The 19,227-nt window shown below is 73.1% G+C and carries 13 protein-coding genes and 1 tRNA gene; 1 reads left to right on the top strand and 13 read right to left on the bottom strand.

The window, feature by feature from the left end:
* Positions 1-113: 113 nt before the first annotated feature.
* Positions 114-5,399, bottom strand: a complete 5,286-nt coding sequence (locus ACS5PV_RS14080) for an alpha-2-macroglobulin family protein (protein ID WP_455395949.1) — start codon at positions 5,397-5,399, stop codon at positions 114-116.
* Between the two features lie 171 nt (positions 5,400-5,570).
* Between ACS5PV_RS14080 and ACS5PV_RS14075 the strand changes: the two genes are divergently transcribed.
* The gene (locus tag ACS5PV_RS14075; protein ID WP_455395948.1) at positions 5,571-6,953 is read left to right on the top strand and encodes a peptidoglycan-binding domain-containing protein; all 1,383 of its coding nucleotides are present in this window, start codon (positions 5,571-5,573) and stop codon (positions 6,951-6,953) included.
* A 526-nt stretch (positions 6,954-7,479) separates the two neighbouring features.
* Here the strand turns inward: ACS5PV_RS14075 and ACS5PV_RS14070 are convergent.
* The 12 genes from ACS5PV_RS14070 to ACS5PV_RS14015 all read right to left on the bottom strand — a co-directional run bounded on the left by ACS5PV_RS14070 (position 7,480) and on the right by ACS5PV_RS14015 (position 18,822).
* Entirely contained in the window at positions 7,480-8,106 is a 627-nt protein-coding gene (locus tag ACS5PV_RS14070; protein WP_455395947.1) for a hypothetical protein, read from the bottom strand.
* Positions 8,107-8,208: 102 nt separating this feature from the next.
* On the bottom strand, positions 8,209-8,451 hold the full coding sequence (locus ACS5PV_RS14065; protein ID WP_355282188.1) for a hypothetical protein: 243 nt from the start codon (positions 8,449-8,451) through the stop codon (positions 8,209-8,211).
* Between the two features lie 163 nt (positions 8,452-8,614).
* Positions 8,615-8,691 (bottom strand) — tRNA-Arg (locus ACS5PV_RS14060).
* Between the two features lie 302 nt (positions 8,692-8,993).
* Entirely contained in the window at positions 8,994-10,448 is a 1,455-nt protein-coding gene (locus tag ACS5PV_RS14055) for an MmgE/PrpD family protein (protein ID WP_455395946.1), read from the bottom strand.
* Between the two features lie 221 nt (positions 10,449-10,669).
* Complete coding sequence (gene soxZ, locus ACS5PV_RS14050) at positions 10,670-10,990, bottom strand: thiosulfate oxidation carrier complex protein SoxZ (protein WP_455395945.1); 321 nt, start codon at positions 10,988-10,990, stop codon at positions 10,670-10,672.
* A 2-nt stretch (positions 10,991-10,992) separates the two neighbouring features.
* A complete protein-coding gene (locus ACS5PV_RS14045; RefSeq protein WP_455396216.1) occupies positions 10,993-11,460 on the bottom strand; it encodes a SoxY-related AACIE arm protein in 468 nt (155 codons plus the stop codon).
* Between the two features lie 26 nt (positions 11,461-11,486).
* Positions 11,487-11,918 carry a sulfur oxidation c-type cytochrome SoxX gene (locus ACS5PV_RS14040; RefSeq protein WP_455395944.1) on the bottom strand — a complete coding sequence of 144 codons (432 nt, stop codon included), beginning with the start codon at positions 11,916-11,918 and terminating at the stop codon, positions 11,487-11,489.
* Positions 11,915-13,171 carry an FCSD flavin-binding domain-containing protein gene (locus ACS5PV_RS14035; protein ID WP_455395943.1) on the bottom strand — a complete coding sequence of 419 codons (1,257 nt, stop codon included), beginning with the start codon at positions 13,169-13,171 and terminating at the stop codon, positions 11,915-11,917. The genes ACS5PV_RS14040 and ACS5PV_RS14035 overlap by 4 nt, the downstream gene beginning before the upstream one ends.
* A complete protein-coding gene (locus ACS5PV_RS14030; RefSeq protein WP_455395942.1) occupies positions 13,168-13,446 on the bottom strand; it encodes a c-type cytochrome in 279 nt (92 codons plus the stop codon). Before ACS5PV_RS14030 ends, ACS5PV_RS14035 begins: the two co-directional genes overlap by 4 nt.
* On the bottom strand, positions 13,443-15,626 hold the full coding sequence (locus tag ACS5PV_RS14025; protein ID WP_455395941.1) for a molybdopterin cofactor-binding domain-containing protein: 2,184 nt from the start codon (positions 15,624-15,626) through the stop codon (positions 13,443-13,445). The genes ACS5PV_RS14030 and ACS5PV_RS14025 overlap by 4 nt, the downstream gene beginning before the upstream one ends.
* An 11-nt stretch (positions 15,627-15,637) precedes the next feature.
* Positions 15,638-16,105 (bottom strand): (2Fe-2S)-binding protein, encoded by a 468-nt coding sequence (locus tag ACS5PV_RS14020; protein ID WP_455395940.1) that lies wholly within the window; start codon positions 16,103-16,105, stop codon positions 15,638-15,640.
* Positions 16,106-16,548: 443 nt separating this feature from the next.
* The gene (locus ACS5PV_RS14015; RefSeq protein ID WP_455395939.1) at positions 16,549-18,822 is read right to left on the bottom strand and encodes an NADP-dependent malic enzyme; all 2,274 of its coding nucleotides are present in this window, start codon (positions 18,820-18,822) and stop codon (positions 16,549-16,551) included.
* Between the last annotated feature and the right edge of the window lie 405 nt (positions 18,823-19,227).

Raw genomic sequence — 19,227 nt, 5'->3', positions numbered from 1 at the left:
TCGGTCGTGGCGCAAACCTCGCGGCTCGCGCCCGGTATCTCTCACAAAGCTCCCGGTCACCGGCGTCGCTCGATGGGGCGGCGCCGGCGCAGCGGGAGTTTCGTGAGAGACGCTTACCGCGCCGCCCCCACCTCCAGCGTCCCGAACGCCGTGCGCCCGTAGCGCTCGGGCCGGTACATGTCCTCGATCGTCGCGGCCGGGTGGACGTAGCGGCCCGGCGTCACCGCCCGCACCGTGTAGGCGACGCTGAAGAACGCCGACTGGCCGGGATCCCGGTCGTAGGCCGCCACGAAGCGGTCGTCGCGGAACTCGGTGTGGGTGGGCTTCACGTCGAACTTCGCCCAGGCGAGGCCGGCGGTCGCGTCAGTGTCGAGGAGCTTCGGGTTGTCGATCTCGAGGCCCGCCGGCAGGCGGTCGACGAGGAGCAGGCGGCCGGCGCTGGCCTTGGCCTCGGTCACCTTCAGCACCACCACCAGGCGGTCGTTCTGGCGCAACGCCGCGAGGTCGGCCGGGCTGCCGTCGAGGCGGTGGTAGCTGCGCTCGATCGCGTAGCCCTTCGCCTCCGCCGGCTCCGGCACGGCCGGGTTGCCCGAGACGCCGAGCGCGAGCTGAACCGGGGCGGTGCCGCGGTTCGCCACCGTCACCGGCCTTGCCGCCAGGGCGGCCCCGGAGAACGTGCGGTAGAGCGCGCCCGTCACCGGCGCGCCGTCGAGGGCGAGGGCGGGCGCATCCTTTCCTGCATCCTTGGCGAGCTCGGCTGCCGCCAGCACCATCCAGGCCTGCTCCTGGGTGCTGGTCGGGCGGCCGGATTCGCGCTCCTCGCCGACCATGGTCCCCAGCGAGCCGAGGGCGTCCCGCGCCACCCCGGTCTCGGCGGCGAGCGCGATCAGCCCGGCGCCGTCGCGCAGGCGCGAGCCGTAATCGGCCCGGTAGGCGCCGCTGTCGCGCTCGGCCCGCAGGGCGGCCACCGCGGCCTCGAAGGCGGTGCGGGCCCGAGCCCGGTCGCCGAGCAGCGCCAGCGCCGCGGCGATCTGGCCGCGGGCGAGGGGCGTCGCGAACGAGGCGAGCCGCGTATCGGCGAGGTAGCGCAGGTCGCCCATCACCGGCCGGCCGTTGCGGGCGAGCACGTAGGCCGCGTAGGCGAGGTCGAGCCCGCCATCCGTCACCTCGCCGGCATTCGCCACGCTGTTGCGAAGCCGGTCGAGGGCGAGGGCGAGCGCCGTCGGCGGCACGGCAAATCCCCGCTCCCGCGCCCGGGTCAGGAAGTCGGTGGCATACGCCGTGAGCCACAGGTCCTCGGCGTTGCCCGCCGACCACAGCCCGAAGGCGCCGCTCGCGTCCTGGCGCGACAGCACCCGGTCGATGGCACCCCGCACCCGCTCGTCGGCGCTGCCGTCGAGGCCGAGCTGGGACAAAGCCGCCAGGCGGTTGACCGAGAGGAGCGGCAGGGCCCGGCTCACCACCTGCTCGGTGCAGCCGTAAGGGTAGCGGTCGAGGGCCTGGAGCAGGGCCGGCACGTCGATCCCCCCGAACGGGGAGGAGGCCAGCGTGACCGTGCCGGTGCCCGGGATCACCTCGGCGAGGAGATCGCCCGACAGGGTCAGGCTCGCGCCGGGCTCGAGCCGGCGCACCTCGCGGTGCAGGAGCGCCCCGGTGCCGGGCTGGATGCCGAGGGAGAAGCTCTGGCCGGCGGGCTCGGCGAGCCCCGGGCCGGTCAGCCGCAGGTCGATCCGGGCGAGGCCGGGTCCTGCGGCGGTGAGCGGGATCTCGACCGACCCGCGCCCGCCCGGCTCCAGGCGCAGCGAGCGGCCGAGGGAGCCTGCCGGCACCACCACCGGCCCGGCGAGGTCAACGTCGACCGCGTAGTCGCCGGCCTCTCCCTCGACATTGTCGAGGGCGACGTGCAGGCGCGAGCGGTCGCCGACGTCGAGGAAGCGCGGCAGGGTGCCGCTCGCCACCACCGGATCGCGGATCACCACCTCGGCCGAGGCCGCGCCGACCCGCGTCGCGCTCCAGGCCGTCACCATCACTCGGGCGGTGCCGTTGAAGGCGGGGATCGGGAAGCTCACCTCCGCCCGGCCGTCCGGCCCGACCGTGACGACGCCGGAGTAGCGCGCCAGGGGCTCCTGCGCCGGCGGCGCCCCCTCCAGCTCCGCGCCCCCGGCGTCGCCGCCGGAGCGGATGGCGCCGAGCGTGCCCTGCATGCCGTCGATCAGGTAGCCGTAGAGGTCGCGGATCTCGGCCGAGAGCGCCTTCTGGCCGAAGAAGAACCCGAACGGGTCCGGATTGGCGTAGCGGGTGAGATTGAGAATGCCGACATCGACCGCCGCCACGGTCACCCGCGCCTCCTCGCCGGGTTTGAGCCCCGCGAGGCGGATCGGCAGGCTTAAGCTCCCCCGCGGCCGGACCTTGGCGGGGGCCTCCACGGTGACGCCGAGTCTGCGGGCGTCGCGGTCGATCCCGAACCAGGCGAGCCCCATCGCCCGGCCGGGCAGGCGCCTCGCTGCCTGGTCGAGGGGCCGGTAGGCGGTGGCGACGAGGTAGGCGCCCGCGCCCCAGTCGGGCTTCACCGGAATCTCGACCGTGGTGCCGCCCGCCGGCAGGTCGAGGGTGCGGATCTCGTGGACCTTGTCGCTCACCACCGCGACGGTAGCGGTGCCGGAAAAGCGCGGGCGTAAGACGGCCTTCAGCACGTCGCCCGAGGCGTAGGCCTCGCGGTCGAGGGTGAGGTCGAGGAGGTCGGGCGCGTCCGCGGTCTCGGACCCACTCCAGCCGACGCCGAACGACAGGCTCGCCGCCTCGAAGCCGGGACCGCGCACCTCCAGGCGGTACTGGCCGAGCCCGACCGGCATCGCGATCTGTGCCGGCGCGCCGGCCGTGAGCGCGACGCGGCCGTTGGCGACCTTGGCGGTGGTCTTGACCGGCTCGTAGGACCAGCGCCCGTCGGCCCGGTACCATTGGTAGCGCCGGTCGACCCGCAGCAGGGTCCAGGTCGCGTCGCCCGGGAGCCGCGTGCCGTCGGGCCGCGCGGCCGCCACCTCGAAGGTCGCGGTCGCGCCCTCGCGCAAGTCTCCGAAGGTCTTTCGCAGGCCGATCACCGGGCCGGCGGGCAGGATCGGCAGGGTCAGGCTGCGCTGCACCGCCCGGCCGCCGGGCTCGCCGACCTGGAGCGACACCCGGGCCTCGAACGGCCGCGGGCCGCTCGCCCCCGGCACCGGCGCCTGCACCGTCGCGCGCCCCTGCGCGTCGGTGGTGACGGGGGCCTCCAACTCCGCCGTCACCGGCTCGACGCGCTCGTCGTCGAGACCGGTGGAGAAATCCTCGAAGCCCTTGATGCCGCTGCGGGCGGCCGGCTGCACCGTCACCGTGCCGCCGACGCTCAACCCTGCGCCCGGCGCGCCGTAGAGATAGCGCGCCGCGACCGCGATCGCCGCGGGCTCGCCCGGCTTCAGGGCGCCCTGCGCCGGCGCCAGGGTCACGTCGAGGCGCTCCGGCACGTAATCCTCGACGAGGAAAGCCGCCTCGCCGACCGGCGGCGCCTTCGGATCGGTGTAGGCGGCGACCCGCCAGGTGCCGGCCTGCGCTCCCGGCAGCAGCGGCAGGGAGAAGGCGCGGCCCCCTAAGCCCGCATCCGCCACCTGCGCCCGGCGATACTCGACCCCGTCCGGGCGCTTCGCCACCAGGGTCAGCGGCAGGGCCGGGATCGCCGCGCCCCTGGCGTCGCGCAGGAGGGCGGTCAGCTGCACCGTCTCGCCGGAACGGTAGACCCCGCGTTCGGGAAACAGGTAGGCCTCCGCCGCGCCGGGCGCGGGCCGCCCCTTCACGCCGCGGTCGGCGAGGTCGAAGGCGCTCAAGGAGAGGTCGAGGAAGCCGTAATCGTCGCCGAGGCGCGCGACGACCAGGCTCGGCGCCGCCCCGCCCTCGCCGCGGGCGAGCCCCGGATCGAACGCGGCGAGGCCCTGGCCGTCGGTACTGCGGGTCGCCAGCACCTCGTTGTTGCGGGCGACGAGCCGGATCTCCGCCCCCTTGACCACGCCGGCCGAGGCGAGGGAGCGGGCCATCACGTGGATCCCGTCCCGGCCCTTGAAGGCGGTCAGCCCGAGATCCGAGACCACGAACCACTGCGTCGCCTCGCTCTCGTAGCCGCCCTCCTCGTCGGCGAGCGACGCGGTGCCGCCCGGCCGCGCCGTCATCACGTAGAGCCCGGGCTCGATCCGTCCGACCGCCTGGAGCACCGGGAAGGCGGTCACCGCCTCGCGGTTGATCTCCGCCGGCGCGGTCTCGAGGGTGCCCTTCCACACCGGCACGCCGCGCTCGCGGGCGATGGTGCGGATGCCGGAGCCGGAGAGCTGCGACAGGAACTCGTCGCTGCGCAGGGCCGGCAGCAGGCCTCGATCGCCGATGCGCACCACCTCGACCTCGACCTTGGCCGCGTTGACCGAGACCACCGGGACGCCGGCTTGGCCGGTGCGGGGCAGCACGTAGTTGCGGCCGGTGAAGCGCACCTGCGGGCTGCGGTCGCGGACGTAGATCTCGTAATCGGCCGCCTTGCGCAGGGATTCGCCGACGCTGGAGGGCAGCCCCTGGCGCAGGACCACGCCGTAGCGCTCGCCGTGGCGCAGGCCGTCGACGCAGACCTGCTGGCCCTGCGCGGTCACGGCGGTGTCGGCGGCGCCCGAGACGGCGACGAAGGGCGCCACGTCCGCCTTCGGGTCGATCGCCTCCGAGAGGGTGAAGCAGGCCCGCGGCGCGGCGGCGTCGGAATCGACCTTGTAGTCGAGCACCCGGAAGCCGTGCGCCTCGCGCAGAGCCTCGTAGGTCTTGGCGGTGTCCGCGTCGCCCGCGAGCGCTAGGCTCGCCGCGTAGGCCTCCAGCGCCGGGCGCCAGCTCTCCTGCTTGGCCTGCACCGCGCCGAGCAGCGCCAGCGCGCGTGCCTCGTCCGCGGGGGCGCCGGCCCGCTGATAGGCCAGGTAGGCGCCGGCCCGGGCCTCCGCCTTCAGTCTCCGGTTGGCGTCGTAATCACCGGCCTCGGCGTCGTTCGCGGTCTCGGCCAGGACGGACCAGTTGCGCCAGTCGGCCGGCTCGGCCGCGGCGGCGCGGCGGGAGGCGGCGAGCGCCCCGTCGGTGTCGCCCTTGGCCTTGAGGGCGTCGGCCTCGCGCCGCCACTGCGCGGCGGATCTTCCGCCCGCGCCGCCCTCCTCCTTCACCCGCGCCTCGAGCCGCACCGCCTCGCTGGCAAGCGCCGGGCGCACGAAGCCCTTGGGTCTCGTCGCCGGCTGCGCCAGGGCGGCCCGGCGGGGCGCCGGGTTCGGGGGCTGCTGGGCCTCTGCACTCGCGGATCCCGCCAGGATCCCGGCGAGGGCGACCGCGACGCGACCGACCCGTGTGACGAGCGACATGTCCGGCCCCTCAGCGATTTCCCCGCCGGCGGAGCCTAAGCAGCCCCCGGCCGCGGTGCAATCCGGGCGCCACCCCGGGACGATCGATTCCGCCCGGGAGGCCGGACCGAGGCGCCTGGAAGTCCGGCCCCGCCTCTGCCAAGGTCTGGCGCCTCGTCCTCGGAGAGCCCGATGCCGCGACCCGCCCGTCTGCTCGCCGCCGGCCTGATGCCGCTTCTTGCCGGCGGCGCCCTCGCCCCGGTGGCCCTCGCGCAGAGTCCCCCGGCCCCGCGCCCCGCAGCAACGCCCGATCCGGCCTTCGAGGCTGCCCGCACCGCCTTCGAGGCCCGGCCGGAGGCGGAGCGCCGGGCGGTGCAGGACGCCCTGGTCTGGGCCGGCAGCTACAACAGCGTCGTCAGCGGCGCCTTCGGCCGGCGCACCTACGAGGCGATCGGCGCCTGGCAGGCGAAGGCGGGCGCCCCGACGACCGGGATCCTCGACGAGCCCGCCCGCGCCGCGCTGCTCGCCGCCGGCGAGGCGGCGCGCCGGGCGGCCCGGTTCACCGTGGCGGCCGATCCCGCCACCGGCCTCGTCCTCGGCGTGCCGGAAAGGCTCATGGCGAAGCGCAGCCGCCTGCCCGCCGGCACCCGCTGGCAGAGCCCGGACGGGCGCGTCACCCTCGACACCAGGGCCTACGCCCCCGGGGAGACCGACCTCGACGCCCTGTTCGCGCAGAGCGCCGCGGCGGCGCCCGAGCGCAAGGTGACCTACACCCTCAAGCGCCCCGACTTCACGGTCGTCACCGGCGAGACCGCGGGCGGCAAGTTCTACATCCGGCACGCCGCCGGCCCGGCGGGCGTGCGCGGCTTCACCCTGTCCTACGACAAGGGCTCGGCCCGGGAGATGGACCGGCTGGTGATCGCCATCGCCAACAGCTTCGTGCCCTTCCCGGGCGAGGCCCCGACGGCGGCCCCGCGCCCGGTCGCGACGCTGCCCGAGCCGGCCGCCCCGGCACCAGGCCCGGCGACGGCGACCGGCCTCGTCGTCGCGCCCCGCCGGGTCGTCGCCGTGCTGCCCGGATCCTGCCCCGGCCCCCTCGTCGCCGGCGCGCCGGCCCGGGTGCTGCGGCGCGACGAGGCGAGCGGCCTCGCGCTCCTCGACGGCGCCACGCCGGCGGCCGCGGGCGAGGCCGCGCCCGCCCTCGCGCCGGCCCCGCCCGCCCCGGGCGAGGCCACCCTCGTGCTCGCCATGGGCGCCGACGGCCCGACCGTGACCACCGGCGAGGTTGCGGCCGCCGGCCTCCTCGCCCCGCTCCAGCCCGGAGCCGCCGGCGCGCCGGTCCTCGACCGCGCCGGCCGCCTCCTCGGCCTCGTCGCCCGCCTGCCGGCGCAGCCCCGCCTCGTCGCCGGCGTGCTGCCGCCGCTCACCCACCCGCTCGTCGGCCTGCCGGCGCTCGTGGCGCTCCTCGGTCCCGACGCCCGGATGGCGCCCGCCGGCGGCACCCCGCCGCTCACCGCCGGCGCGGTCGCCGGGCGCTTCGCCGGGGCGGTGGTGGGGGTGCGCTGCGGCGGGTGACGCACCTTCTCGTTCGCCGACGCCGCCTCCCCCGAAGCCTGACCCGACGGTACACGACACAGCAGATTGTGCGGTGCGGGAGCGACGACCGCCACGGGTCAACCCTCCCCCCTCTGCGGGGGAGGGTGGCCTACGGAGTAGGTCGGGAGAGGGGCAGCGCGACGCCGATTCAGGGGGCGCCCGTCATCATGGTCGCGACCTTTTCGGAAGCGGGGTTCCCCTCTCCCGCCCCAGCACGAGTGCTTCGCACTCCCCGTGGGGCACCCTCCCCCGCAGAGGGGGGAGGGGGAAACCCGCGATACTCCTGTCTCCCGGACAGCCCTGCGCCCGCGGGGAGAGGGGAAGCTCCGCGCCTCGTCATTTTCTCCGGACGACCCTGCGCAGAGGGGGAGGGTTCATGCTTCCCGCCGTCGCTGCCGCACCCGCGCTGGGTCGTGGCCCGTGGCCTGACCCGACGGAGGCGGCGGCACGGCACTGTGCTCGCTGCCCGAGGCGACGAGTGGGGAGCGGACGATCCGGCGCGCGCCTACTTCTCCGGCCACCCCAGCGCGATCGAGGACAGGAACGGCTTCACGGCCCTCACGGCGGGATCGGACGAACCGAATTCCTTCTCGCCCGAGACCTTGTCGAGCGCTTTGCCCGCCGCCTTGGGATCGGGATTGAAGCGCACCGACAGGTTGCAGCCGCCGGCCATCCGATCGAGCCTGCCGCCCTTCCAGCCCATGCCGTAGCCACCGTAATCCCACCCGAACCCGTTGAGCTGGAACGGCTTCTCGTTGGCGGCCTCGACCTCGTCGAGGCCCGCCCTCAAGCCGACCGTCGCGCGGGCCGCGCCGGGCGTGCGCACCAGCCACTCCGACTTGTCCTTCACGGTGATCTCGGCGAGGCGCCGTCGCTTGCCCGTATCCCACCAGCTGATCTCGAGACGACGGACGGGATCCTTCGGGTAGACGATCGTGCCGGGCACGGTCTGACCTTCGGCGCCGTCGAGCTTGCCGCGCACGACGTTCTCCTTGCCGAAGCGCTTGACCAGCGCGGCCTCGTCCGTCGCCTTCGAGAAGTCGGCGCAGTCGAGAACCGGACGCTCCGGAGGCCCGGCCTGGGCCAGGGCGGCGCCCGTGCTCGCGAGCAGCAGGCCGGTCGCGACAGGCATCACTCTCATGACGGGACGGCCCCGCGCCTCACGATGCTCCGCCCGCCTCGCGGAATGCCGGAGGCGCCCTGCGCGCAGTGCTGGGCCGCAAGATTGCTCGATTCAGCCGCCCGGCGTCCAGTCGATCGTCGGCTTCTGCGACAGGATCCGCTCGAAATAATCGGCCACGGCCTGCGCGCCGCTCGCGTGCATCATCGCCACCGGATGGGCGAGATAGGCTCGGGCGAGATCGAGGGGGATCTCTCCGGCCTGCAGCGCGCCCAGCACCGCGTCGATGAAGGCGTCGTTGGCCTCGTTGAAGTCCGACGAGAGCTTCTTGCGGTCGTTGAGCGCCTTGATCGGCATCGTGCGGGTCGTCCTCTCGGGCGCTGCCGGCCGCTCGACCGGCCATCCGGTCTCAGAGGCAGCGTGCATCATCCAGCCGCACCGGAAAGCGGTGCGATGCCCATGGCACGCACACACCAGCTCCGGAAGCAGGGCCGCAAAACAACTAAGTTATCGAGGAGAATGGCGCACCCGACACGATTCGAACGTGTGACCTTTGCCTTCGGAGGGCAACGCTCTATCCAGCTGAGCTACGGGTGCTGACCGCGAAGCCTCTGTAGCCCGGCTCAGGGCGGAGCGCAACAGGGAAAGGGATCGCGCATCCGCTCGAGGGGATCCGGACGAAGGCTCCTCCGGGCCAAGGTCACACGGTCGAATCGTGTCGGGTTGCGCCGGGGGAGAAGGGGTGAACCGAGAAAGGGCGGCGACGCACCGGGCCGCCGGTGTGCCGGCCAGCGCGCGTCACCGAGACCCTGGCCGACACGCTGTGCCGTGGTGCCAGACGGCACTTGCGCCAGCCGCTGGCGATGCGCGGCGAGCGCTCCGCTGCCGCGGGTTTCGGGTCAGGCCTGCACCCCGGCCCGTGCGACCTCGCCCGCGTCCTTCAGGTTCGCCACGTCCCAGCACAGGCCCATCACGCGCCGGATCTGCGACTCGGGCAGGATGCCGTCGGCGAGGTCGGTGAACTTGCGCTCCAGGTCCGCGTCGCTCATCGGGTTCTCGACGCTGCCGATCGCGTGCTCGATGTGGCGCGTCAGCGTGCGCCCGTCCGTGAGCGTGATCGTCATGTCGACCTGCTCGGGCTTCACGCCCGGGGTGACGGCCGGCACGACCTTGGCGCGCAAGGCCGTCACGACGGGGTCGCGCACCGCCCGGTCGCTGAACTGCCTCTCGCCGCCCGCCCCCTCGACGAGGGCCACCGCCACCGCGTGGGTGATGCTGAACTTGCCCTCGAGCCCGGTGCGCGGCGCGGTCTTGCCGGTGAGTTCGAGCACGAGCGGGTGCACCTTGAGGTCGACGCGCTGGATCTGCCCGGGCGTCAGGCGGTTCTCGTTGCGCAGCTGCACCGCGGCGTCGATCGCCGGATGCATGACGATGCCGCAGGCGAAGGGCTTGTAGGTGTTGAGCGCCGCCTCGTAGCGGGTGCCGAGCCCTTCGGTGATCTCGCGATAGTCCTGCTTCGTCGAGATGGTGTTGGCCCAGCCGCGCTTGGCCTCGATCATCCCGTCCGAGCTCGTGTAGTTCTTCGAGGCGAGGATCGCCGCGAACAGCCCGTTGGCGGCGGCGCGGCCGGGGTTGAAGCTCTTGTTCATCGAGCCGAACGACTCGCGCAGGCCCACCGGCTGCGAGGCGGCGAGCCCCAGCGCCCACACCATCTGCTGCTCGGAGAGACCCATCAGCCGGCCCGCCGCGGCGGCGGCGCCGAACACGCCCGCCGTGCCGGTGATGTGCCAGCCGACGTCGTAGTGGTTGGGATAGACCGCGTTGCCGATCCGGCACTCGGTCTCGACGCCGAGCACGAGCGCGTTGAGGAAGTCGGCGCCGGAGACCGGCCGCATCTCGGCGAGCGCCAGGATCGCGGAGGCGACCGGCCCGGCCGGGTGGATCACGGTCTTCAGGTGGGTGTCGTCGTAGTCGAAGATGTGGCTCGACACGCCGTTGAGGAACGCCGCGTTCATGATGTCGAAGCGTTCGCTGCGCCCGAACAGCCCGGCCTGCGGCGGCCCGGAGAAGGGCTGGAGTGCGGAGACCGCGACGTCGAGGGTCTCGTGGTGGGAGCCGCCGATGGCGACGCCGACCCAGTTGAGGAAGGTGCGCGTGCCCTCCCGCCGCACCGCCTCGGGTAGGTCCTCGAAGCGGGCCGTCGTCACGTAGCGGGCAAGCGTGCGGGTAACCTCGCGCGGCGGCGAAGCCGGTGGGGAGGGCGGGGCGATGGGGTCGGAGGCGGCCTGCGCCGTGCTGCCCGCGAGCGCGAGGCTCGCGGCGCCGAGGAGCGTGCGACGGTCGATGCGGGTCATGGCGTCTTCCTCCGGTTCGTTATCATCCCGGCCGCGCCCACGATGCAGCGTGCGGCGGGGGCGGGCGAACCTCGGGCGAGGCACGAGGTCCGCTCGTGTGATACAAATGGTCGTCGGAAACGACCCTTGGTTCCGTTCTCGAATTGTCGCCAGGCCGCCAGCTTGGCATCGACGGTCCGGCAGGGGCGGCGCGCCTCGTTCCGAGCCGATCGCCGGGATCGTCACGTCACCGTGATCCCCACCTCCTCGGTCTGCGAGAAGCCGTTGTCCCCCGTCCAGGTGAAGCGCAGCGTCCCGGTCTTCGTCGCGACGGTGGTGAAGGTCAGGTACGGGTTCGCCGCGCTCGCCGGGGACAGTTCGGCGCGAAACACCTCCTCGCCGTCGTAAGCGCAGACGAACCCCGTGATGATGTTGCGCGGGATCAGCCGGCCGTCCGGGCCGGGGCGGTAGCCGGTCTCCATCGGGTGCGAGATCAGCGTCTTGATCTCGATCACCGCGCCGGCCTTCGCGGTCTTCGGCAGGTTGATGAGGGCGCGAGCCATGGTCACGATCCCTCCACGCAGGCCGCCAGCGTCACGATCGCATCGGCGGTGGCGGACCAGAAGGTGCCGTCGCGCATCTCGGCGATGGCGGTGATCGTCTGGGAATCGGCGAGCCGAATCCGGGTGTTGACCGCGGCGCGGCCGGCGCGGGGGCCGAGATGCAGCGTCACCACCTGCGGCTGCGGGTTCTTGTCGTTGAACACCGCGATGCGGCGGACATGGTCCGTCTCGCTCATGGGGCTCTCGACCGTGATGGCGAGCGGCACGGTGTTGCCGTTCTCGACCAGGGGCGGCATGTCGAGGTGGATCCGGCCCGCCTGCACGGCGGCGCCGCCGGTGAAGCGGCGGATCGCCTCCACCGTGGCCTCCCGGCTCGGCCGGACGATCGCGGCGCGGCCGGGGCGCACCAGCGCGACCGTGAGCAGGCCGGCGCCCCCGGCGAGGAGCGTGCGGCGGTCGAGAGCCGTCATGTGGCGAGCCGTCATGTCGAGAGCCGTCATGGCGTCCCTTGCCCTCCCTTCAGGTTGACGAGATAGGCGATCACGTCCTCGATCTCGCCCGCCTCCAGCACCGGCCGGCCGCGCCAGGCGCTCGCGACCCGCGTGCCGTCGATCCGGTAGTAGGAGGGCATCAGGGTCGCGGGGTTCAAGGCCCGCCCGTCGACGAGCCGCAGGCGCAACTGCCCCGCCGAGAGCCGCGCCCCGACATCGGACAGGTCCGGCCCGAGATCGCCCGCCGGGGCGCTGCCGCCGAGGCCGGTATGGCAGAGCGGGCACAGGCCCCTGCGGGTGTCGGTGGCGATTACCCGGCCGCGGCCCGCGTCGCCGGTCCGGCCGTCGAGCGGCAGCGGGATCGCGTCGCCGACGACGGGCGCGGGTGCGAGCGCGGTCTGGGTGAGGGCGAGGAGCACGGCAAGCCCGTGCCTCACCCGAACACCGCCTTCGTGATCGTCCGGTACCAGTCCTCGGCATAGGCCGCTTCCTGCTGGCGCACCGCCTCGGGCGCGTCGAGCGGGCCGGTGCCGCCGGCGCCCTCGACGTCGGCGAGCACGCCCTTGTCCGGGTGGTACACCCCGGCGACCGAGATGCCGTAGCCCGGCGCGACCAGGCTGTAGCAGGTGTTGATCAGCTTCGGGTCCCCGGGCGTCCGCCCGGCGAGGAGGTCGGTCACCGCCTCTGCGCAGACCTTTCCTTGCGCGTTGGCCGAGAAGGCGGATTTCGGCATCGCCCCGGCGATGGCGGCGTCGCCGATCACGTGGATCCGCGGTACCAGGCGCGATTCGAAGGTGACGGGGTCGATCGGGCACCAGCCCGAGCGGTCGGCGACGCCGGCCTGCGTGGCGATCAAGGCCGCCCGCTGGGGCGGGATGATGCAGGCGAGGTCGGCCTTGTAGGTCTCGAAGTCGGTGGCGACGGTCATCGCCGCCGGATCGACCGAGGTGACCTGGCCGCCCGCGGCGAGCGGTACGTAGTCGAGGATGCCGGGATAGAGCGCCCGCCACGCCTGCTCGAACAGCTTCTGCTTCGAGAACGTGTCCTTGGCATCGAGCACGATCAGCTTGGCGCGGGGCTTGTGGGTCTTGAGGTACCAGGCGATCAGGCTCGCCCGCTCGTAGGGGCCGGGGGGGCAGCGATAGGGATTGCCCGGCACCGACAGCACCACCGTGCCGCCGTCCGGCAGCGCAGCGAGTTTCTTGGCCATGAGCTCCGTCTGCGCCCCGGCCTTCCAGGCATGCGGCATCACCTCGGCCGCGGCCGCGTCGTAGCCCGGCAGCGCGTCGAAGCGCAGCGCGATGCCGGGCGAGAGGATCAGCCGGTCGTAGTCGAGTACCTGGCCGTCGGCGAGGCGCACCTGACGGGCGGCGCCGTCGACCGCCTCGGCGCTGGTCCGCGCGATGGCGACGCCGCTCGCCCGCAAGGCCTCGTAGCCGAAGCCTTGCGCCGACATCGGCCGCAGGCCCGCGATCACCTCGTTGCTGAACGGGCAGGCCCAGTAGGTCTCCGCCGGCTCGACCAGGGTGACGTCGAGGCCCGCCCGGTGCAGCACCCGCGCGGCGGTGGCGCCGCCGAAGCCGCCGCCGATCACGACGACACGTCCCCGCGCACCCTGCGCGAGGGCGGGGCGGGGGAGGGTGGCGGCGGCGAGCCCCGCCAGCACGGCCCGGCGGCCGATCGAGATCATTGGCCGCCCCCCGCGATGTAGTCGGCGATCGCCCGGCTCTCCTCCTCCGAAAATCCCTTGGCGATGCGGTTCATCACCGTCGCCGGCCGGGCGCCGCTCCGGAAGGCGGCAAGCGAGGCCGCGATGTCCTCGGCCGAGTGACGGCTGAGGCTCGGCACCGCGCCGCCGGGGGCGCCGTGGCACCCCGAGCAGGACGAGGCACCCGGCGGCGAGGCCGCCGCCGGAAACGCCGTCACCTGGGTCGCGAGCAGCAGGAGGAGGGCGAACCGCCTCACGCGCGCTTCAGGTCCGTGCGGCTCGCCGGGATCTGCCGCACCCGCTTGCCCGTCGCGGCGAAGACCGCGTTGAGGACGGCGGGGGCCGCGACCGCGATCGTCGGCTCGCCGACGCCGCCGATGAAGCCGCCCGACGGCATCAGGATCGCCTCCACCGCCGGCATCTCGTCGAGGCGCAGCACCGGGTAGGAGTCGAAGTTGGTCTGCTCGATGCGCCCGTCCTTCACCGTGCACTCGCCGTAGAGCGCCGCCGACAGCCCGTAGACGAAGGAGCCGGCGACCTGCGCCTCGATCTGCTGCGGGTTGACCGCGATTCCCGGATCGGTGGCGGCGACGATGCGGTGGACCTTGATCTTGCCGTCGTCGGCGACCGAGACCTCTGCGGCGGCCGCCACGTAGCTGCCGAAGCCCATGATCTGGGCCAGGCCCCGGTGCACCCCCTCCGGCGGTTTGTCGTCCCAGCCGATCCGCTCGGCCACCGCGTTCAGCACGGCGAGGTGCTTGGGGTGCTTGCCCATCAGCTTGCGCCGGAAGGCGAGCGGGTCCTGGCCGGCCGCGTGCGCCACCTCGTCGAGGAAGCATTCGAGGTAGATCGCGTTCGGGTTGGTGTTCACCCCGCGCCAGAAGCCCGGGATGATCGGCGGGTTGCGCATCGCGTGGTCGATGAGCAGGTTCGGGATCGTGTAGCCGATCGCGGCCTCCGCCCCGCCGGGGTTGAGGCCCTGGAACGCCACCGGGTCCTTGCCGTCGGGCCCGAGCCGCCCCGGGAGGATGCCGGCCAGGATCGACTGGCCGGAGATCCGCATGTGCAGGCCGGTGAGGTTCCCGCTCTCGTCGAGGGCGGCCCGCATCCGGCACTGGGTGACCGGGTGGTAGCGGCCGTGGGTCATGTCCTCCTCGCGGGTCCAGATCAGCTTGACCGGGGTCCCGGGGAGTTCCTTCGCGATCAGCACCGCCTGGCGCACCCAGTCGTGGGTGGCGCCGCGCCGGCCGAAGCCGCCGCCGAGGTGGATCTTGTGCACGTCGCATTGCCGCGGCGACAAGCCGGCGGCCTCGGCCGTCGCGGCGAGCGCCGCCTCGCCGTTCTGGGTCGGGGTCCAGACCTCGCAGCGCTCCGGCGTCCAGCGCGCCGTGGCATTCATCGGCTCCATCGTGGCGTGGTTCTGGAACGGGTAGGCGTAGGTCGCCTCGACGACCTTGGCGGCGCCCTTCAGCGCGCCCGCCGCGTCACCCGCCTTGTTGCCGACGAAGGCCTCGGGCGCGTCGAGCCCTTCCTTGAGCATCGCGGCGATCGTCTCGCTCGACACTCCCGCGTTCGGGCCCTCGTCCCACACGACGGGAAGCGCCTCGACCGCGGTCTTGGCGCGCCAGAACGTGTCGGCGACGACGGCCACGGCGCTGTCGCCGACCCGCACCACCTTGCGCACGCCGGGCATCTTCTCGACCGCCGAGGCGTCGACGCTCTTCACCGTGCCGCCGACCACCGGGCAGTCGCGGATCGCGGCGTTGAGCATGCCGGGAAGCTTGAGGTCGATGCCGTAGACCTGCGAGCCGTCGGTCTTCTCGACCGTGTCGAGGCGCTTGACCGGCTTGCCGGCGATGATCCAGTCCTTGGGGTCCTTCAGGACCACGTCCTTCGGCGGCTCCATCCGGCCGGCGGCCTCGGCGACCTTGCCGAAGGTGGTGGAGCGGCCCGAGCCCGGGTGGCTGATCGTGCCGCGCTCGACCCGGCACTCGCCGGGCGGCACGTTCCAGTCCTGGGCTGCCGCCGCGACCAGCATCGTGCGGGCGGCCGCACCCCCTTGGCGCACCGCGACGTAGGATTCGCGGATGCCGCGGCTGCCGCCGGTCGAGAAGTCGCCCCAGGCGCGGTTGCGGGCGAGGTTCTGGCCCGGCGTCGGGTACTCGGTCGTCACCCTGTTCCAGTCGCAGCCGAGCTCCTCGGCGACCAGCTGGGCGAGGCCGGTGAGCGTGCCCTGGCCCATCTCCGAGCGGGCGATGCGGATCACCACGGTCTCGTCCGGGCGCACCACCACCCAGGCGTTGACCTCGGGCGGCGTGGTCGGGGAGGCGGCCTGGGCGCCGGGCAGATCGAAGCCGAGAGCGAGGCCGCCGGCCGCGGCGGCCGATCCCGCGAGGAAGAAGCGGCGCGACAGGGCGGGGGAGGCGGTCATGGTCATGGAGGCCTCCCTCAGCCGCGGCCGCTCTCGCCGCCCTGGGCGGCGAGGTTGATGCCGGCGAGCACCCGGTTGTAGGTGCCGCAGCGGCAGATGTTGGTGATCTCCTGGCGGATGTCGGCCTCGCTGGGCTTGGGCTTCTGCGCCAGCAGGGCGGCGGCGGCCATGATCATGCCGGACTGGCAGAAGCCGCATTGCGGCACGTCGAGCGCCGCCCAGGCCTTCTGCACCGGGTGCGAGCGATCAGGGCTGAGGCCCTCGATGGTGACGATGTTCTGGCCCGGCTCGACCGCCGAGACGGGAAGCGAGCAGGAACGCACCGCCTGCCCGTCGATATGGACCGTGCAGGCGCCGCACTGGGCGATGCCGCAGCCGTACTTGGTGCCGGTGAGGCCGACCTGCTCGCGGATCACCCAGAGCAGCGGCGTGTCGGGTTCCGCCTCGACCTCGCGCACGGAGCCGTTCACGTTCAGGCGTATCATGGGCGCTTCCGTCCGTTGGGCAGATGGGGGCGGCCGCGTGGGGCGGCGCCGTCGAGCGATTGGTTCGCACCTTGTAGCGATAATAATGTCGAGGCGGCCGGCTGTGTCTGTCAATTGACGGATGCGCGAGCAGGGCAGGCAATCATGGATGGCGGCCTTCACGCACCTCGCCCGAGCCGGTGCACGGCCGGCGGCCCTGCATCCGACTGGCGCGGGCAGGTTCGCCGCGGCGGCGCTCATCGACCCTTCGCCCGGCCTACCGCGGGCAACCTGTGACGTCTCTCTCCGTGCAGCCGTCACCCCAATCTCCCGTCCCTGCACGCCGGCGAGGGGAATCCCGCGCGTCTTCGGCAGCGGAGCGGAGGCGCGGGAGCCGTGGAACGACGGTCGAGCGGAACCGCCGGGCTCGACGCCCGGCGGTTCCGCCCGCCTTCAGCCCGCCTTCAGCCCGCCTTGGCCGCCGCCACCGCGGTCACCGCCGTCATGTTGACGATGCCGCGCACGGTGGTGGTGTGGGTGAGGATGTGCACCGGGGCGGCGGCGCCGAGCAGGATCGGGCCGACGCTGATGCCCTGGCCGGCCACCACCTTGAGCGCGTTGAGCGTGATGTTGGCAGCATCCAGGTTCGGCATCACCAGGAGGTTGGCCTCGGCCGTGAGGCGCGACTCCGGGAAGACCCGCTCCATCAGCGGCCGGCTCAGCGCCGCATCGGCCTGCATCTCGCCCTCGACCTCGAGGTCCGGCGCCCGCTCGGTGATGAGAGAGAGCGCGCGGCGCATCTTCTCGGCCGAGGGGTTGCGGGCGGTGCCGAAGCTCGAATGCGAGACCAGCGCCACCCGCGGGGTCTGGCCGAAGCGGCGCATCTCGGCGGAGGCCAGGAGCGTCATGTCGGCCAACTCCTCCGCGCCCGGATCGAGGTGGATGTAGGGATCGCAGATGAACAGGGTGTGGCGCGGCAGCTGCAACAGGCTCATGGCGGTGAGCGACTTCACCCCCGGCGCCATCCCGATCACCTCGCGCACGTGGCGCAGGTGGCTGTGGTAGGAGCCGGTGCCGCCGCACAAGAGGCCGTCGACCTGGCCCAGCGCCAGCAGCATCGCGCCCACCAGCGTCGGGTTGCGCCGCGCTTCCGCGAGCGCCACCTCGCGCGACAGGCCGTGGCGCTTGCGCGCCGCGTAGTAGCCTTGCGCCGCCTGGGCCTGAAAACCTTCGTCGTCGAGGTCCTGCACGTCGACGTCGCGGCCGACCTCGATGCGAAGCCCGAGCGCCTTCATCTTGTCGGCGATGACCTCGCGCCGGCCGACCAGCACCGGACGGGCCAGGCCCTCGTCGACCACCACTTGCGCTGCCCGCAGCACCCGGTCGTCCTCGCCCTCGGCGTAAGCCACGCGGACGCGGGCCGCCTCGCTCGCCGCGGCGAAGACCGGCTGCATCACCGTGCCGGAGGTGTAGACGCGGCTCTCCAGCGAGCGGCGATAGGCCTCGACATCAAGCATCGGCTTCGTCGCGACGCCGCTCTCGGTGGCGGCGAGCGCCACGGCCGGCGCCACCTTGGTGATGAGCCGCGGATCGAACGGGCGCGGGATCAGGTAGTCGGGCCCGAAGGCGATGTCCTGCGTGCCGTAGGCCGCCGTCACCACGTCCGACTGCTCGGCCCGGGCGAGTTCCGCGATGGCGCGCACCGCGGCGAGCTTCATCTCCTCGTTGATCGTGGTCGCGCCGACATCGAGCGCGCCGCGGAAGATGAACGGGAAGCACAGGACGTTGTTGACCTGGTTCGGGTAATCCGAGCGGCCAGTGGCGATGATCGCGTCGGGGCGCACGGCCTTGGCCGCCTCCGGCCGGATCTCCGGCTCGGGGTTGGCGAGCGCCAGGATCAGGGGCTTGTCGGCCATGCCCTTGACCATCTCAGGGGTCAGCGCGCCGGCCGCCGAGAGGCCGAGGAAGATGTCGGCGCCGGGCACCGCGTCGGCGAGGCTACGCGCTTCCGTGACCTGCGCGTACTGCGCTTTCTGCGCATCGAGGTTGTTGCGGCCCTGGTAGATGACGCCGCGGCTGTCGGTGACGAGAACGTTCTTCTTGTCGAGGCCGAGGCTGACCAGGAGGTTGAGGCAGGCGATGGCCGCCGCACCTGCGCCCGAGCAGACGACGCGCACCTCGCCGATCTTCTTGCCCACCACCTCGAGGCCATTGAGGATCGCCGCCGCCGCGATGATCGCGGTGCCGTGCTGGTCGTCGTGGAAGACCGGGATCTTCATCCGCTCGCGCAGGCGGGTCTCGATCTCGAAGCACTCGGGCGCCTTGATGTCCTCGAGGTTGATGCCCCCGAAGGTCGGCTCCAGGCTCGCGATGATGTCGACGAGCTTGTCCGGGTCGGTTTCGTCGATCTCGATGTCGAACACGTCGATGCCGGCGAACTTGCGGAACAGGCAGCCCTTGCCCTCCATCACCGGCTTGCCGGCGAGCGCGCCGATATTGCCGAGGCCCAAGACCGCGGTGCCGTTCGAGATCACCGCCACGAGGTTGCCGCGGGAGGTGAGCTCGGCGGCCTGGGCCGGGTCCTTCTCGATCGCGAGGCAGGCCGCGGCGACGCCCGGCGAGTAGGCGAGCGCGAGGTCGCGCTGCGTGGTCATGTCCTTGGTCGGCAGGACCGCGATTTTGCCCGGCGTCGGAAAGCGGTGGTAGTCGAGGGCGGCCTTCTCGAGTTGCTCGTCCACGGGGTGTCCTCCTGATGTGGGTGGGATGGCGGCGCGCGAAAGCCGTCTCCCGGCCGGCGCCGTTCGAGGGCACCGTTCGGGAGGGCAACGCTCAAGGTTAGGGTCTGATCCCCGCGGTATGAGGCGGGGCCGCATCACGCGGCTATTACGTCGGTCTGGGCGAAGAACGGTAAGCTAGACTTTGCCGCCCTGATCCAGATGACAATCAAGGAAGCGCGGGTTTCCCCTCTCCCCGCGGGCGGGGAGAGGCCTTCATCGACCTTGTCGTCGATGAAGTGAGCGCAGGCGAAGCCGGAGCGAGGGTGAGGGGGTGTTTCCGGAGGAGCCTCATTCGGCACCTCCCCCTCACCATCGGCTGCCGCCTCGTCTCGCCCCCGACAAGGGGGGCTCGACCCTCTCCCCGCC

The sequence above is a fragment of the Methylobacterium sp. Gmos1 genome, from assembly GCF_053764715.1.
Note: the sequence above shows the minus strand (reverse complement) of the source record. Positions and strands in the feature narration are given on the sequence as shown.

What these genes read in the sequence shown, in the direction of transcription:
- ACS5PV_RS14080 (WP_455395949.1), bottom strand. Translation starts at nt 5,399, where the DNA reads ATGTCGCTCGTCACACGGGTCGGTCGCGTCGCGGTCGCCCTCGCCGGG.
- ACS5PV_RS14075 (WP_455395948.1), top strand. Translation starts at nt 5,571, where the DNA reads ATGCCGCGACCCGCCCGTCTGCTCGCCGCCGGCCTGATGCCGCTTCTT.
- ACS5PV_RS14070 (WP_455395947.1), bottom strand. Translation starts at nt 8,106, where the DNA reads ATGCCTGTCGCGACCGGCCTGCTGCTCGCGAGCACGGGCGCCGCCCTG.
- ACS5PV_RS14065 (WP_355282188.1), bottom strand. Translation starts at nt 8,451, where the DNA reads ATGCCGATCAAGGCGCTCAACGACCGCAAGAAGCTCTCGTCGGACTTC.
- ACS5PV_RS14055 (WP_455395946.1), bottom strand. Translation starts at nt 10,448, where the DNA reads ATGACCCGCATCGACCGTCGCACGCTCCTCGGCGCCGCGAGCCTCGCG.
- soxZ (WP_455395945.1), bottom strand. Translation starts at nt 10,990, where the DNA reads ATGGCTCGCGCCCTCATCAACCTGCCGAAGACCGCGAAGGCCGGCGCG.
- ACS5PV_RS14045 (WP_455396216.1), bottom strand. Translation starts at nt 11,460, where the DNA reads ATGACGGCTCTCGACCGCCGCACGCTCCTCGCCGGGGGCGCCGGCCTG.
- ACS5PV_RS14035 (WP_455395943.1), bottom strand. Translation starts at nt 13,171, where the DNA reads ATGATCTCGATCGGCCGCCGGGCCGTGCTGGCGGGGCTCGCCGCCGCC.
- ACS5PV_RS14025 (WP_455395941.1), bottom strand. Translation starts at nt 15,626, where the DNA reads ATGACCATGACCGCCTCCCCCGCCCTGTCGCGCCGCTTCTTCCTCGCG.
- ACS5PV_RS14020 (WP_455395940.1), bottom strand. Translation starts at nt 16,105, where the DNA reads ATGATACGCCTGAACGTGAACGGCTCCGTGCGCGAGGTCGAGGCGGAA.